Genomic DNA, 14,325 nt, shown 5'->3' with positions numbered 1-14,325 from the left:
AGGAAAACAAGATGAAACAGCAAAAAACGATTGAGTACTGGTTTGTGACAGGGAGTCAGCATCTATACGGAGAGGAAGCGATTCAAGAGGTTCAGGATCACACCAGGCAAATGGTCGAAGCACTAAACGGAAGTAAGGCGATATCTTTTACCATTAAACTAAAAGAGGTCGCAACAAATCCTGAAGGTATTACTAAGCTTTGTGCGGACGCGAATGCAGACGATACATGTGGAGGAATCATTGCATGGATGCATACATTTTCTCCAGCAAAAATGTGGATTGCTGGACTAAACTTGTTAACGAAGCCGCTTCTTCACCTGCACACTCAATTTAACCGAGAGATCCCGTGGGATTCCATTGATATGGACTTCATGAATTTAAATCAATCTGCTCATGGTGATCGTGAATTTGGCTTTATAGGTGCAAGAATGAAGCTCCCACGAAAAGTGATCGCAGGATATTGGGCTGATGAACGCGTTCAGGAGAGAATGGGTACGTGGATGAAAACAACTGCAGCTGCCATTCAAAGCAAATCGATTCGTATTGCTCGCTTTGGAGATAACATGAACGAGGTAGCCGTAACAGAAGGAGACAAGGTTGAGGCTCAACTAACGTTTGGCTGGTCCGTACAAGGGTACGGCATTGGAGATCTTGTTAAAGTAGTGGAATCTGTTACAGATGATGAGGTTGAGCAGTTATATGAAGTGTATGAGCAGGAATACGAAATTGATCCGAGTGCTGATAAACAAGCTATTAAGGAGCAGGCACGTATTGAACTTGGTTTAAAACGTTTTCTGGAGGACGGAAACTTCGGAGGCTTTACAACAAACTTTGATACATTGCACGGGTTAAGTCAGCTTCCAGGTTTAGCTGTTCAACGATTAATGCAGCAAGGCTATGGATTTGGAGGAGAAGGAGATTGGAAAACAGCTGCTCTCGTGCGTTTGATGAAGCTAATGGCAGACAATGAACAAACATCGTTCATGGAGGATTACACCTATCATTTTGAAGAAGGAAACGAGATGATTCTCGGTTCCCATATGCTTGAGGTATGTCCAACAATCGCTTCAGGCAAACCAAAGATTGAAGTCCACCCTCTATCCATTGGAGGAAAATCTGATCCAGCACGTATGGTGTTTGACAGCATTGAAGGTGAAGCGCTTGTCGCATCTCTCATTCATTTAGGTGACCGATTCCGTTTGGTTATTAATGAAGTAACGGCTGTGGCATCAGAGCACGAGACTCCGTTACTTCCTGTGGCTAAGGTACTTTGGAAGCCAAAGCCTTCACTTGAAACCTCAGCCGAAGCCTGGATTCATGCTGGTGGCGCGCATCATACGGTCATGTCGTATAAGATCTCACCAGAGCAATTACTCGATTGGGCAAAGCTTGTTGGAATTGAGGCGGTTGTCATTAACGAGCATACAACCATCCAAGGCATTGAGAATGAACTGAAGTGGAATGAGCTAGCCTTTAGATTCAGCAGATAAGCGAATTGTTCCGATCAACAAAGTATGGTAGCCTATTCGTATAAGTGATCAGAGAATTGAGGTCAACCATATGCAGACAAAGTATAGCAAAATTATAGAAGTGGTAAAGTCACGTATTCTTGATGGCACCTATATTCCTCATAAAAAAATAGGATCAGAGAGTATGTTTATGAAGGAGTTTGGCGTAAGCCGTCACACGGTCCGAATTGCCATAGGGGACTTAGTAAAGGATGGTTGGCTTTACCGCTCTCAAGGTTCTGGTACATACTGTGCCGATCGAACCATTGAGAAATTAACTGTAAACAGTCCCAAAAATATTGCGATCATCACCACCTATATCTCGGATTATATTTTCCCTCTCATTATTCGTGGGGCAGAACCGTACTTAGCAGAAAAAGGGTACCAGGTTAGCTTATACAGTACGAATAATAATGTAGAAACCGAGAAAAAAGTGCTTGAAAGCATATTATCATTGGGAGTAGATGCGGCCATCATCGAGCCAACCAAAAGTGCTCGCTCGAATCCAAATATTAATTATTACTTCAGTCTTGAACGCGCTAACATTCCATATGTGATGATTAATGCATTTTATGATGAGCTTGATCCGCTTTGTCTCATTTTGGATGATGAAAAGGGTGGCTATCTGCAAACCGAGCATTTAATTAAACAAGGTCATTCAGATATCTTAGGCTTTTTCAAAACGGATGACCGTCAAGGGGCCAAACGAAAAAAAGGCTATATTAAAGCACATAGAGCCCACCAGCTTCCAATTTCACCGGATAATATCATCGATTATGATTCAGAAGAAAAGAAAGACAAACCAAAGGCTGAACTAGAACGCATTCTAAAAGAGCGTGCGATTAAACCAACAGGTCTTGTTGCCTACAACGACCAGCTTGTTGTGGATCTATTAGATGTCCTTCGTTCGCACGAATTGAGTGTGCCTGATGACATATCGATCGTTGGGTTTGATGACTCAAATCTAGCAACGGCAACAGAAGTTAAGCTCACAACCATTCAACATCCCAAGCTTGCAATGGGAGAAAAAGCAGCAGAAATGATCATCCAATTAATTGAAAATCAAAGGCTGCCACAACCAGAACCAATTGAATCCATTATCTATGAACCGAAACTGATTGAACGTCAATCAACTAAGGGAGTCCGCTGATGCGGGCTTTTTTTGTATAGGCGCGCTCATGGATAAATAAAGTCGCGCGAAAAGATGGAGGGCCGCGCGCAAGGTGAAGAAAGTCGCGCAAAAAAGGGGCAGGTCGCGCACGAAGTGAAGAAAGTCGCGCGAAAAAAGAGCAACCCGCTTACAAGGCATTCAAACTCGATTAACCAACCAGTCCCCAGCCATCTACCAATTGTAACTCCTCTCAATTCTACCTCTCTATCCATTTCATTCACCATTTTTTGAAACCAATCAACGCATTCACACGTACTACTTAATAAGAGAATTTAAAAAGAGGTTTGAAAAGAAAATATTGGTGAATAAAACAAAGTGAGGAAACACGCAAAAAATGAATTCATTGAGGTGAGGAGCATGTCGAGAAGGTCATCAGGCAGAGGTTCATCAAGTAGAGGTTCAAGTAGGGGTTCTTCGAGTCGAGGCTCGTCAAGTCGAGGCTCGTCAAGTCGAGGGTCATCCAGTCGGCGTCCATCTTCACGTCCATCCTCCAGAGGCACAAAGCGAATTACAACTGGAAGTAGTAGTAAAAGCTCAAGAGGGGGTATGTTTGGAGGGAATCGTGGCTATGGCGACGACCGATATGGTGGTGGATACCGACGTAGAGGCGGAGGCATGGGATGTGGCTGTACACTTATCATATTAGCTATCATTGCAGCATTCGTTGTTGTTGCTTATTTTTATATTCAAAACTCAAATTAATTGAAAAAGGAAGTTATCGCACATGTCCGAATATGAAGACGTAGAAACACAAGAAGTCACGAGGTATGATGGTCCGGTTTCTCCTTTAACAGAGCAACAACAAAGCACAACCGTGCTTGGAGCTCTGATCATGGTTGTAGGCACCATGCCTATAGCGATCGTTGGATTTATTCTATCAATTATTGCGTTAAAATGGATGAAAGATGTGGATCATCCTAGCTATGCACGTATTAAGGGAGTAACAAAAGTATTAGCTATTATTAGTATCATTCTACAGAGTTTAATGATTTTATTTTTCGTTGGGTATATCCTTCTTGTCATATTAGCGTTTAGCGCATTTTCCACATTCTAAAAAACCAGTGAGCCATGCGCTCACTGGTTTCTTCATTTTTATTCTGTGTTTTTGTCTTTCGTTTCTCCTAAGCTAATAACAGCCGGGATGAACAGTGGAAGGATCACTAGCCCAAACAGCATCAATCCACTTACAACAACCGTTCCGATTTGCATAAGTGATAACACACCAGACGGCATCATGGCTCCAAACGTTCCAGAGAGAATGATCGCAGCAGTGATAATAACAGAACCCATTTTCACCATCGACTTCATTAACCCTTCACGTACACCCAACTTCTTTTCCTCCTGATAGCGGTCGAATAAGAAGATCGAGTAATCCACCCCAAGGGCAACAAGCATCACAAATCCAAAGAATGGAACAGCCCAGCTTAATCCTGCATACCCCATGATGTGTACAAACACAAGCTCGGCAATGCCAAGAGAGGTATAGTAAGCGAGCAATAGACCAGCGATAATAACGATCGGCTGTGTCCATGAGCGAAGCAAAATCATCAATGTGATGAAGAGCCCAACCATAATGATTGTGACTGTACGAGTAAAGTCAGCCGACGAGATTTCTTCTAAGTCACTGTTAATACTCGATACACCAGCAAACTCAATCTGCATATCTTCTAGAGGAGTCCCCTGTACAAACTGGGCAACCGCTTCTTTGACTTCTCGTGTTGCGTCAATTCCTTCAATAGAGTACGGATCGGCTTTGAGATTCACATCAAGTGTCAGTCCCTTGCGATCTGAGAAGGTATACATGTCAATGACCTCTTCAAAGTCCTCATTTGTAAGTAGCTCATCTGGAATGTAGACGCCTGTGCCACGAACATAATCTGCAGAAGCAACTTCATTTGCGAATGTCGCAGATTCCTCTAAACCATTTCGAAGCTCTGCTACTCCATCTGAAATATCATCTACAGCATCAGCTAGTTGAACCAATCCTCCGGAAAGCTCACCTACTTGTGCACTTGCTCCTTCAAGCTCTGCAGCACCATTTGATAAACCTGTGCTTACTTGTGTAAGACCTTCTTGAATACCAGCTAACTGAGCAGCGGCCGTTTGTACGTCCTGTGTTTGTTGAAGCTGCTGAGAGATTCCACCAATTTGTTCGTTGAGTTGATCAAGCCCAGTTGCAGCCTCCGTTAACGAGCCGTTCGACTGCTCTCCAGTGCTTCCTGAGACCTGTTCGCTAATCTGGCGTAATTGGTCAGAAACTTGAGTTAATCCATCCTCAAGCTGGTCTGTGCCATCTACAGCTTCATCCAGTCCTTCTCCGAGCTGAGCTAGCTGATGATCTACGTACAGATCCTCAAGCTCTTCTCCAGCCGGGCGAGTAATCCCGATTACTTTATCAACCTCATCCATCCCTGCAACAAATCGTGATAAGGCTTCGATGTTGGCAAGAATGTTTGGAGTTACAAGGTCCTCTTCACTATTGATAACAACCTGAACCGGAAGCGCATTTCCAATTCCAAATCCAGATTCAATGACTCGTAGACCTTTTACAGAGTCCGCATCTGCACTAATTTCATCTACGTTATTAAACGAAATTTCATCATTATAAATGAAGATAAAAGGAATCGTAATCACAGCTACAATCATAAGGGAGACCACTGGTCTGAAGATTGACAGTTTGCCTAACCATCCCCATAGTTTATTATCCGCATGCGATCCCACTTTTTTAGATGGCCAGAATAACTTCTGCTTTAAGACCGCCATTAAAAATGGGACAAACGTATATAAAACAAGTAGTAATACAGCAATACCAACAGCGACACCAACAGCTGATTGATAGATAGTAAAGTCTGCAAATCCAATGGCTGCGAATCCGATAAATACAGCTAATCCACTAAAGAACAACGTTTTTCCGGCTGTACGATACGTGTTTAGGATTGCCGTTTGCGTATCATGACCAGCAGCCAATTCCTCTTTATAGCGACTGAGTAGTAAGATACAATAATCTGTTCCAATTCCAAACAGAACAGCCACTAAAAAGATTTGTGTATAATTGGAGATCGGAAAATCAAACCAGTCTGCTAAAAAAGAAACAATTGATTGACTGATCACATATGTAATTCCGACTGATAGCAAAGGGACAAGTGGCGTGACAACGGCTCTAAAGACAATAAGCAAGAGAACAAAGATCAGAATCACAGTAATCAGCTCTGTTTTTGCTAGGCCTTCTTGTGATGTGACGTCCACATCATGGTTTAAAAGTGCTTCTCCAGTGACATAGACATTGCCATTCTCAATCGATAGATCAGTTAGTTCATCTCCAATTGTAATGACGTCATCATTTGTTCCGTCAATCGTAATAGGGATCAAGGCAACACTCTCATCCTCAGACACCACTTGATCACGGATTTCATCTGATTCAAAAAGTGATAACACTTCAATTGGCGCATCAAATGACTGTTCCTCGATGTTATCGATTAAAGATTGAACAGCATCTTCATTCCCCGATAACGTATCGTCAAACTCAACGACAACACTAATCGTTTGTTCATTTTCCCCTGCTGCATCAAGAATAGCCGCAGCCTGACTGGAGCTATATGAATCGTCCAGCTGTACAGACCCTTTTTCCTCAACTAAATCAGCAAGTGGAGGTGCAGTGATAAATAATAAGACAGCTAGCACAAGAAGTGCGGCGGCTACTCCCCATTTAAAGCGTAAGATGGTTTTCATTCGTTCTCCTCACCTAAATCGTTATTTTTGATCTGGGTTCTCTGTTAATAATCGATCCTTTACCAGTCCCAGCATCTTGATAAAGTATGTTAAATCCTCCTCTTTAAAGTCACTAAAGAGGTTCCCAAAGTATTCGAGCATCAATTCTTGGCATGTTTGTATTTCTGCTTCTCCTTCAATCGTTAACTCGGCAAATTTCACTCTGAAATCCTCATCGGACTTTCTCAGAGTAATTAACCCAAGTTCTTCTAATTTCTTCAGACGTGTAGAGATCGCACTTTTATGCAACCCTTGAAACGAAGCAATTTGAGTGGAGTTCAAAGGACCTCTTGAAGCAAGAAGACTCAGTAAATCAATTTGCTCAACAGAGAGTACTTTAAGGTTTTTTGACGAGATCTCTTTAAAAAGCGTCTGCTGTCCATAGGATAAGATTTCAGAAAAAAGCGTAATGGCCTCAGAAAGCTTAGGCTTGTTCAAACTAGTTCACCCCTTAAACTAATATCTATGCAGATAGTTTACCCCCTATACTAAATAAAAAGCAAGAGAAACGTTTCTGGTCATTTAATGTCCATTTTAAAAGGCGAGTGTGGCTTTTCCTGGCTTGACGCGTATGCTAAACCAATTAAAGTAGAGGCAATACAACATGGGGATTATCACAAACGGTCGCGACATCTACCAACGAAATAAAATCGACTCACTAGGTATCACTTCATATATGGATGTCATCGTCACATCAGGTGAGCTAGGGATCAAAAAGCCTGACCCAGCTATATTCTTGTATGGGTTGGGAAAATTAAAGGTGGGTCCTGAACAAGCAATCTTTATTGGTGACGATCTCACTAAGGATATCGTACCGTCAAAAAGCTTAGGGATGCGAACGATTCTGATGGGTTCACATCAAGTAAACCCTGATATTGATACGAATTGCGCACATTTAGATGAGGTTGTGAAAGCTATAGAGAAGCTTAGTTAGTAAGGTTTTTTTACGAATTACTAAAAAGAGCACTCATACCTAAAAACTATCATAAGTTAAGTTGGGAAATTCCTTAAAAGTATATAAATGTAAGATGAGAATGAATATAATACATAGTGTGAAAGAAGGTGAGATAATGCAAACAACGTTAACTCCTCATGAAATTGTAGGGGCAAAACTCGTGGAATGGTACAGCTGTATCGTAGCGAGAGATATTGAACAAGCAAACGAGTTAAAAGAAGTAACAGATAGACTTATTACGAATATGGTAAGGAACGATAAAGTACTAATTCATCATAAATTAGTTAGCTTAAGGCACGAATTTATGATAAGAGGGAACTTAGATGAAAAATTATCGAACGAAGATGTAGATAAAATATTTGCTGAAGCAGATGCAACAGATGAACATCTAAAATATCTTTACTATTACATGACAGCGCAATTTGAGTGTTATAGTAGAAGATATCATTCTGCTACTAGACTTTATCATATAGCAGAGAGATATATACCTTGTATTAATAGCCCTTATGAAAAAGGAGAATTCTATTCAAGACTTGGCTTTTGTTATTATAGAATGGATGACTATACTAGGGCTGTTGAATATATTAAAAGGGCATTGGATATTTTTGATGCTGATAAAAAATATGAGGAACGATTCTTAAATTGCAATATGATATTAGCATATGTTGCTACTGAATTAAACCAGTATGCTAAAGCAGAATCATATTATAATTTAATTTATGAAAGATCTAAATTATTTCCAGAAACACACGCAATCATTTTAAGAGGTATTGGACTAAATAGAATAAGACAAAATAAATTAGAAGAAGCAAAATATTTTCTAAGTTTGTGTCTTGAGCAAGGTAACCATTTAAATGCAATTATTATGGCGCAAGCAACATATAATCTAGCAAACACCTTACATAGGCTTGGAGAAAGGACTGAGGCTAAGCAATTATTAGATCAAGCGGAAGAGAAGTCTTTAGAGTTAGGGTTAGGAGAACACATTGCTAAATGTATGATAACTAGAGGTTTGTATGAGAAAGAAGATCTAGATATGGTGAATGAAGGATTGGAATTATTAAAAGAGCAACAATTAACCTTTGAATACAACGAGATGGCTGAAGAGATTTCAATATATTTCGAAAAAAACAAAGAATTTCAAATCTCATTAGACTTTTTAAGAAAAGCGTACGGTTTACCAAAAAATCTAAAATTATTGGAGGATTAACATGAAAAAATTATCTTTAATACTAATCGTTTGCACAGTGGCATTGTATAGTGTTAGCTTAGAACCTACTTTTCTATTGTTAGATAAAGGTGGTATAGTTGGATAATTGATTGAAGCTGAACATTGCAAAACATAGATTACAAACGGTAATTGATTGGATAAGATCATTTCCCGTTTGTATTTTTTATATAGGATGTGCAAATGAAATTTCGCAAAGTAATTTTTGCATGCATCATTAGAAAAGGAGCCCCACCATGCCAACCTCATTCCGCACTCGCGCTGGCGCCGTCATTGTTAATGATCGAGCTCTCTTATTAATCGAATATCAAGATAAACATGGGATTCATTATAATCTTCCTGGTGGTGGAGTGGAGTCTGGTGAATCAATAAAGGATGCAGTAAAGAGAGAGGTGAAGGAAGAAGCCTGTATAGATGTGAGTGTTGGCGAGCTTATCACTGTGTACGAATATCTACCACAGCAAGCCTCATTCCGTTATGGTGATATTCCGTCACTTCAGTTATTCTTTCTTTGTGAGATGGCATCAGAACAAACCCCTTCTTTACCGAGTGAACCAGATCCATATCAAACGAATGTTGTCTGGGTTCCTCTTCACTCTTTACACACGGTCAGGCTATTACCAGATATTGCAGACATATTAATTAAGGTAATTGAAAACCAACGTTCCATTCCGTTCATCCAAGAATCATAACTCAACAATCCCTTCATATAAACCGATAAAAAGGAGGAAGGGATCAGGGATATTTGCTGAATCCTGGATGAGCACTTGGCCATGTTCATAGACCTTAATGTCTTAGAAGGTCTATTTTTTGTATGAACTGGGCATGAAAAAGGAGTAATGAATGATGATGAGGGAAGAAGCTCTTTCATTTGCTTCCTGTATTGCAAAGGCATTAGCTGAGGCGAAGGGTCACACTCATTTTCTGAAGACGTTTGCGAGTTTCATGAGACGTTATTCTAGAGATGAAGGATCTTTTGACACTGCCAGTGCGTTTCTTTACGAAGTGATTAGGGAGTACCAAGAGTATCTTTCAAATCTATGTGTAAGTATTGAACAGTTACGTGAGGGTGTGAAGGAGCACTTTTTTGTGAATGAAGAAGAGAAAATACTGTTAGTTGTTGAGATAAATGCTGTTTTATTCGCTTTAAGAAAAGTACATACATCCGTTGATAAAGCTGAATCCCCTTTAGTGTTACCAACTGTGGAAACGATCCTACAAGATACCCTCTCTTTTATACCAACGATCCCAACGGATTGGGTAGTTTCAAAAAAAGGGACGAGCCTTGTCGTTAAACAATTAGTCTTAAAAAAATCTTCTTAGTTGTTCAATTTATTGGTTATTGGCTATTTTTTCTATTTCATATTCGTTATTTTTATATTTACTCTTATGATCTTTTTTAGGTAAAATATAATAAGTGATAAACGAAGGGAGAATAGAACCATATTGTACACCGAGAGAGATGCATTAAAACAACGAATGGAACAAATCTTTGAAGAACGAAAAGCAAGTGCTGAAGAGTTTAACGTGATTTATACGCGTCTCCGTGAGCTTGACTTACGTGATGGAACGTCTGAATCGTCTTCTTATACTGAGATTAAACCGGAAGTTCTACCAAGAGATCAACAAAGACCGGTACGTGCTAAACGAGATATTATAGAACCATTTATTGTAAAAACATTAAAAAATTCTAATCTTTCTTTAAATGCTAAAGAAATTGGCGCTGAGCTAGAGCGTAATAATATTATCTATAATGAAAGTTCTCTCTATGTGATGTTAAATAAAATCGTAGAAGAAAACGAATATATTACAAAACCTTATCGTGGCCGTTATGCCTACGAAGGACCAAACGAGTAAGAGAAAACAGAAAGACGAATCCCCTATCGCGAGGATTCGTCTTTTCTTATGTCTTGCGTTTAAACATCCACTTGTTATAATAGAAAAATTTTGCTGGCATTCCACCGAGTTTGAGTAAGACTTTCGCATCCTTTTGCATACGAGGATTTGCCTTCACTTTAGAATCAGCAAGGTAAATGGCATACAGTCCACGTTTGATTAACAGGTGGAAGGAGGCATCAGGTAATTTTTTTAACCTGGAAGTCGCTTCCTGATCAAGTAGTTGCACTCTGTTCACAAGATCGTCCCGGTTCTCATAGTAATTGGTGAAATTCATTTCATCCTCAGCTCGGTCTTCTTCTTGGTCGATAAAGTAATCCAACATAATATGAAGTCCTTGCAGCCATGGAAAATAAGCTTCTTTGATTTGTTTCGACTCCTCTTTTGTGCGAATGCCTTTTGCTGCGTATGCAGCTAGACAATATAGTCCTAGGGTCGAGGCTGTCCCACATGCAAATTCATACCAACGCATGGAAGGAGCAAGATGTTTGTTTGTTTCATAGAAGTGCATTAAAAGTGGTTCTCGTAGGCTTTTTTCTACATGCTTATACACTTGAAAATCAATATAAAATTGAGATACTTCTTTCATGTCTTCTTGCATGTTAGCGAACCCAGGGAATGTTTTAATGGTTTCGCGGCAAGTCGTTACAAGTTTCTTTAAGTACCCTCCGTCGTCAAACGGCTGACGGTGTTCATAGTAATCATAAAAGGGCTCTCCTGGACTCAAACTGTCTAATAAGGCATGATGAATAGAGCGGAAATCGTCCTGGTTATGCCGATCGTTTTTATCACATAACGTGTCTAAATAATCACAAATGCTTTGATAAGCGACCATAAATTTGATATATGCATCCTGGTTCTCGCCAGCTAAAAAGCCGAGTATGCTGCCGCCTTCACAGTGGAAGGTCTTATCACTAATTGTCCAGGTTGCTTGTTCGCGTATTTCTTGATCAGGAATCTGGTTTCCGATCTCTTTCCAGTCCTTTAGATGCTGACGTGCTTTTGGTATCGTTTCTTTTGATGCTCGCAGAAGGATCTGAAGCGAATTCGAGGGAACTGTTGTACTCATGTGTAGAACTCCTTTTGAATAATGAACTCTCTTTAGTCTATCATCCATGATGAAGCAAAATAGCACAAGTAAAATGATACGTTGATCGTTAATTTCTTATTCTACTAAGAAAAGAGGAGAGCATATGAAGATCTATCTAAGTGGTTTTGGTGCTGTAAGTTGTGCTCTAATAGAGCTTATACTAAATAACCAAGTTGAATATAAGGCAAGGTATCAGTTAGATCTACAGGTTGTGGGAGTGATTGGACGAGAAGGGTTGCTAGAAGACCAGAACGGCTTGGACTTAGACGGGCTGCTTCAAAATGAGTCTGGTTCGAGAGGCGTATTAGCTTATGCAGAATCGAAAGGTATCTCTCTTCAAACAGATTTTATGTTTTCAGGCGATCTCTTAATTGAATGTACCCCTTCTCATCATGCTCATGGAGAACCTGGTTATACATATATGAAACAAGCGTTACATGACGGACTTGATGTAGTGACTGTTTCAAAGGGAGCGCTACTTCATCATTTCACAGAACTTATGGGATTGGCTGCGTCCAAAAACAAAACGATCAAATTCAGTGGGGCCGTAGCAGCTGCTTTGCCTACATACGATATGGCCGATTATTGTTTAGCAGGGACAACCATTACAGAGCTTGCAGCTGTACTAAATGGGACAAGTAACTTTGTTCTATCGCATATGATGGATTCGGGTGTGGCCCTCTCGGAATCGCTTCAAAGAGCTCAAGAATTAGGTATTGCTGAAGCCAATCCTGAACATGATATAGAAGGTTTCGACAGTGCGAGTAAATTAGTTATCCTTGCAAATAGCATGTTTGGAGGGGGATTTCATCTAGACGATGTCTCCATTCAAGGAATCACCAGTGTGACACAAGAGGACGTGGAGGATGCTACGCAAAAAGGATATGCGATTCGATTAGTGGCAAGAGCAACGCATGACGCCAAGCAGCTTGTTTTATCTGTGAAGCCAGAGTGGTTAATAAAGGATCATCCGTTAGCCACCGTTCATGGTACAAACAAAGGAATCATTTTTAACACACAGGAAATGGGCGAAATCATTGTATCAGGTGGAGCATCCAGCCCTGTAGGAGCAGCGAGCGCGGCACTAAAGGATATCATCAATTTAAAAAGGAAGAATAAGTAGTACTCCTCTTCAAGAAGCAGGTGATTATGAATTCATAATCATCTGCTTTTCTCGTTTTACTAGTTAATCATAAAATAATTAGCTGATGTTTACTTATTGGGCGGAAGTATAAAAAGTGCAGAGCTAGCAGCCACCAAAGGAATATCATATGTTTTTGCGAGCTTTATAAATTCAGACCAGGAAGAGCTTCTAGAAGCAGCAAGTACCTATCAACGATTATTTACCCATAGAACTAAGAAACCTGAATTCCTGCTGGCAATGGGAATCATCGTCTGTGACACTGATGAAGAAGCAAAGCGTATGAACAAGTATCCATACAGTTATAAAGTGTATGTCGATGATGGGCGTGCACTGAATATGAACTCCTATGAACGGGCAGTAGCATTTGGTGAATCAACTGGAATGAATTATTGGATTGATAAAAAAGAGTCAGGGCTCATTGCAGGATCAATCCAAACGGTTGAAAAAGAATTAGAGAAGCGCTTAGCTGGCTTAAAGATTGACGAGCTTATCATTCATTCTCCAATTACGGATTTTGATAAAAGAAACGAGACGTTAAGACAATTAAAGGATCTTTCTGTCTTTCAAACAGTAAGTATTGTATAAGACATCCTTCTCTTCTTTGTTGAAACTAGGTTTCGAAAAAGTGTCTACTAGCCAGGTGTCAGGACATACAGTATGATAAACGTACATTCTGATAACCATACTAATTATAGACAACCTAAACCAACAAAAAGGAGCACCACCCTCATGAGTGACACACAAATAGGCAGACGAGGATTATCAAGTATAGAAGAAAAGGTTCAAATGATTCCACTCGAGGAAGGGGCCATTTACTTAGTTGGACCGATTCAGCTTCCCGTTAATTTATATGGAGAAACTGTGACCTTCCAGTGGTACTGCTGGTTGCACTGTCAGGAGGTTACGGAGGATTTTGACCGGATGCTTGAAAAGCTCTCTGGTGATAATTTGGCCGAATTCCAACAATCAAGTGTGTTAACATATGGAGACTTTGCCTTTGACGAGGATGCTATTATTCGTATGCATTCGATTTGTCACACGGGTGATATTTTTGGCAGTAAGCGTTGTGATTGCGGCTTCCAATTAAAACAGTCAATGAAAATGATTGCCGAGCATGGTACAGGCGCATTATTCTATCTGGCTAACCATGAAGGACGAGGTATTGGGTTGTTCAGCAAGGCCATGGCTTACATCTTACAGGAAGAAGGTTTAGACACGGTTGAAGCGAACCACGCCCTTGGTTTCGTAGATGATTCTAGGAATTATGATGATGTTATCAAGGTTCTGCACACATTACGTTCAAAGCCTGTAACCTTAATGACGAATAATCCGAAGAAGGTAGAAGCTCTTAAGAATGCTGGACTTCCGCTTAAAGGAAGAATGCCTCTATGGGGTGATGTATCGGAGTTTAATAAAAAATACTTGGATACAAAAGTGAGTCGCTCAGGGCATCTGCGCGAGGATGAGCTTCCTCCGAATCTGTAAGAATGAACGAATATCCTTAGATTAAGGGTATTCGTTTTTTTATTTAGTAATCCGTTTGTGTGCTAGTGAGATGTTATAAA

The 14,325-nt window shown here is 40.2% G+C and carries 15 protein-coding genes; 12 read left to right on the top strand and 3 right to left on the bottom strand.

Annotation, left to right across the window (positions count from 1 at the left end):
* Window positions 1–11: 11 nt before the first annotated feature.
* The 4 genes from araA to ACQKKO_RS01090 all read left to right on the top strand — a co-directional run bounded on the left by araA (window position 12) and on the right by ACQKKO_RS01090 (window position 3,733).
* Window positions 12–1,490: an L-arabinose isomerase gene (araA, locus tag ACQKKO_RS01105; RefSeq protein WP_498643469.1), complete on the top strand. Its 1,479-nt coding sequence runs from the start codon at window positions 12–14 to the stop codon at window positions 1,488–1,490.
* Window positions 1,491–1,560: 70 nt separating this feature from the next.
* A complete protein-coding gene (locus ACQKKO_RS01100) occupies window positions 1,561–2,658 on the top strand; it encodes a substrate-binding domain-containing protein (protein WP_498643467.1) in 1,098 nt (365 codons plus the stop codon).
* Between the two features lie 378 nt (window positions 2,659–3,036).
* Entirely contained in the window at window positions 3,037–3,381 is a 345-nt protein-coding gene (locus ACQKKO_RS01095; protein WP_498643465.1) for a hypothetical protein, read from the top strand.
* Between the two features lie 22 nt (window positions 3,382–3,403).
* Window positions 3,404–3,733 (top strand): hypothetical protein, encoded by a 330-nt coding sequence (locus tag ACQKKO_RS01090; protein WP_498643463.1) that lies wholly within the window; start codon window positions 3,404–3,406, stop codon window positions 3,731–3,733.
* A 38-nt stretch (window positions 3,734–3,771) separates the two neighbouring features.
* Here the strand turns inward: ACQKKO_RS01090 and ACQKKO_RS01085 are convergent, their stop codons facing one another.
* On the bottom strand, window positions 3,772–6,408 hold the full coding sequence (locus tag ACQKKO_RS01085; RefSeq protein WP_498643461.1) for an MMPL family transporter: 2,637 nt from the start codon (window positions 6,406–6,408) through the stop codon (window positions 3,772–3,774).
* Between the two features lie 21 nt (window positions 6,409–6,429).
* On the bottom strand, window positions 6,430–6,885 hold the full coding sequence (locus ACQKKO_RS01080) for a MarR family winged helix-turn-helix transcriptional regulator (RefSeq protein WP_498643459.1): 456 nt from the start codon (window positions 6,883–6,885) through the stop codon (window positions 6,430–6,432).
* Between the two features lie 166 nt (window positions 6,886–7,051).
* Here ACQKKO_RS01080 and ACQKKO_RS01075 point away from each other — a divergent pair, with 166 nt between their 5' ends.
* The 5 genes from ACQKKO_RS01075 to ACQKKO_RS01055 all read left to right on the top strand — a co-directional run bounded on the left by ACQKKO_RS01075 (window position 7,052) and on the right by ACQKKO_RS01055 (window position 10,487).
* The gene (locus ACQKKO_RS01075; protein ID WP_498643457.1) at window positions 7,052–7,381 is read left to right on the top strand and encodes an HAD family hydrolase; all 330 of its coding nucleotides are present in this window, start codon (window positions 7,052–7,054) and stop codon (window positions 7,379–7,381) included.
* A 136-nt stretch (window positions 7,382–7,517) separates the two neighbouring features.
* Window positions 7,518–8,612, top strand: a complete 1,095-nt coding sequence (locus ACQKKO_RS01070) for a response regulator aspartate phosphatase (RefSeq protein WP_498643455.1) — start codon at window positions 7,518–7,520, stop codon at window positions 8,610–8,612.
* Window positions 8,613–8,866: 254 nt separating this feature from the next.
* A complete protein-coding gene (locus ACQKKO_RS01065) occupies window positions 8,867–9,322 on the top strand; it encodes an NUDIX domain-containing protein (protein WP_498643453.1) in 456 nt (151 codons plus the stop codon).
* A 154-nt stretch (window positions 9,323–9,476) separates the two neighbouring features.
* A complete protein-coding gene (locus ACQKKO_RS01060; protein ID WP_498643451.1) occupies window positions 9,477–9,953 on the top strand; it encodes a hypothetical protein in 477 nt (158 codons plus the stop codon).
* Between the two features lie 123 nt (window positions 9,954–10,076).
* On the top strand, window positions 10,077–10,487 hold the full coding sequence (locus ACQKKO_RS01055; protein WP_498643449.1) for a Rok-like winged helix domain-containing protein: 411 nt from the start codon (window positions 10,077–10,079) through the stop codon (window positions 10,485–10,487).
* A gap of 46 nt (window positions 10,488–10,533) precedes the next feature.
* On the opposite strand, the gene ACQKKO_RS01050 is transcribed toward ACQKKO_RS01055, so the two are convergent.
* Entirely contained in the window at window positions 10,534–11,595 is a 1,062-nt protein-coding gene (locus ACQKKO_RS01050; protein ID WP_498643447.1) for a tetraprenyl-beta-curcumene synthase family protein, read from the bottom strand.
* A 124-nt stretch (window positions 11,596–11,719) separates the two neighbouring features.
* Here ACQKKO_RS01050 and ACQKKO_RS01045 point away from each other — a divergent pair, with 124 nt between their 5' ends.
* The 3 genes from ACQKKO_RS01045 (at window position 11,720) to ACQKKO_RS01035 (ending at window position 14,245) form a co-directional block, all read left to right on the top strand.
* Window positions 11,720–12,739 carry a homoserine dehydrogenase gene (locus ACQKKO_RS01045; RefSeq protein ID WP_498643445.1) on the top strand — a complete coding sequence of 340 codons (1,020 nt, stop codon included), beginning with the start codon at window positions 11,720–11,722 and terminating at the stop codon, window positions 12,737–12,739.
* A gap of 96 nt (window positions 12,740–12,835) precedes the next feature.
* Window positions 12,836–13,345 (top strand): LLM class oxidoreductase, encoded by a 510-nt coding sequence (locus tag ACQKKO_RS01040; RefSeq protein WP_498643443.1) that lies wholly within the window; start codon window positions 12,836–12,838, stop codon window positions 13,343–13,345.
* 144 nt (window positions 13,346–13,489) lie between these two features.
* Window positions 13,490–14,245, top strand: coding sequence for a GTP cyclohydrolase II (locus ACQKKO_RS01035; protein ID WP_498643441.1), 756 nt, complete (start codon window positions 13,490–13,492; stop codon window positions 14,243–14,245).
* The last annotated feature ends 80 nt before the right edge of the window (window positions 14,246–14,325 follow it).

The sequence above is a fragment of the Alkalihalobacillus sp. NPDC127517 genome, assembly GCF_050276055.1.
Lineage (GTDB): Bacteria > Bacillota > Bacilli > Bacillales > Bacillaceae_D > Alkalicoccobacillus.
The sequence above is the reverse complement of the archived record's forward strand: the minus strand, read 5'-3'. Positions and strand labels throughout refer to the sequence as shown.